General features: G+C 75.1%; 1 protein-coding gene. It reads left to right on the plus strand.

Translation table 11 applies throughout. The features are described from left to right. A partial coding sequence (locus ACWEN3_RS46245; protein WP_452984411.1) for a type I polyketide synthase occupies window positions 1–1693 on the plus strand: 1693 nt, incomplete at both ends.

The following is a 1693-nucleotide window of genomic DNA, read 5'->3' on the forward strand; positions in this document are numbered from 1 at the left end:
AGCGGGCCCGACGCCCCCGGCGCGCGGGAACTGCACGCGGAGCTGACCGCCCTGGGCGCCGAAGTGACCATCGCCGCCTGCGACATGGCCGACCGCGACGCGGTCGCGCGGCTCCTCGCCGGCATCGAGTCCCGCCATCCGCTCACCGCGGTGCTGCACGCCGCCGGCACGGCGCGGTCGTCCATGCTGGCCGACGCCGGTCTCGACGAGTTCGCCGAAGCCGCGGCCGCCAAGGTCACCGGGGCCCTCCATCTCGACGCGCTGCTCGACGGCCGTGAACTGGACGCGTTCGTCCTCTTCGCCTCCGGCGCCGGCGTCTGGGGCAGCGGTGGGCAGGCGTCCTACGCCTCCGCCAACGCCTTCCTCGACGCCCTGGCGCTGCGGCGGCGGGCCGGCGGCCTGACCGCGACCTCGGTCGCCTGGGGCGGCTGGGCGGGCGGCGGCATGGTCGACGACGCGGTCCAGGAACGCGGCGAGCGGCGGGGTCTGGGCGTCATGGCGCCCGAGCTCGCGATCTCCGCCCTGCGCCGGGCCGTCGAGCACGACGAGGCGGCCCTCACCGTCGCCCCGATCGACTGGGAGAAGTTCCTGCCCGCCTTCACCGTGGGACGGCCCAGCCCGCTGCTGGCCGAACTGCCCGACGTGCAGCGGCTCCTGGAGTCCGAGCGGGCCGAGCAGGCCGCCGGCGAGCAGACCGGCGCCGGAGCGGCACTGGCCACCGAGCTCGCCCGGCTCGCACCGGCCGAGCGGGAGGCACGGCTCCTGGAGCACATCCGCTCCCAGAGCGCCGTGGTCCTCGGTCACGCCTCGGCCGAGGACGTGCTGCCCACCGCGCACTTCCTGGAACTCGGCTTCGACTCGCTCACCGCGATCGACCTGCGCCGGCGCCTGGCGGCGGCGACCGGTCTCCGCCTGCCCGCCGGACTGGCCTTCGACCATCCCACGCCCGCCAGGCTCGCCAAACACCTGTCGACGCGGCTCCAGGGCGCCGGCCACGGCGCGGCGGAGGAGCGGTCCGCCGACATGCTGGTGCGGCTCTACCGGCACGCGAGCGAGAACGGGACGGCCGCCGAGGCCATGGGGATGCTGATGGAGGCCGCCCGCTTCCGGCCCTCGTTCGAGCGGCCCGAGGAACTGGCCCAACGGCCCGCGCCGGTACGGCTGTCGCACGGCGGCGGTCCCCTCGCGCTGATGTGCGTCTCGCCGTACGTCGTACCGGCCGGCGCGCACCAGTACGCGCGGTTCGCCGCGCCCTTCCGCGACCGGCTGGACGTGTGGGCGCTGGTCAACCCCGGCTACGAGCAGGGCGAGCCGGTCCCCTCCGATCCGGACACCGTGCTCCGGCTGCACGCGCAGACCGTACGGGAGTGCGCGGCCGGAAAGCCCGTCGTCCTGCTCGGCTACTCCTCGGGCGGCTGGATCGCCCACGGCGTGGCGGCACACCTGGAGGCCATGGGCGAGCGGCCGGCGGCCGTGGTGATGGTCGACAGCTTCAGCCGGGAGGTCCCCTTCGACCACCAGGTGCTCAACGCGATGGCCCAGGCGCAGTCGCAGCGCCTGGACTTCATGAGGTCCGGCGGCGAACAACTCACCGCGATGGGGCGCTACATGCGCCTGTTCGACGACTGGGCCGCACCGAGGATCACCGCGCCAATCCCACGCGCCGGACTGCGACCTCCGGGCTTCCACCGAC

The organism is Streptomyces sp. NPDC004561 (genome assembly GCF_053602155.1).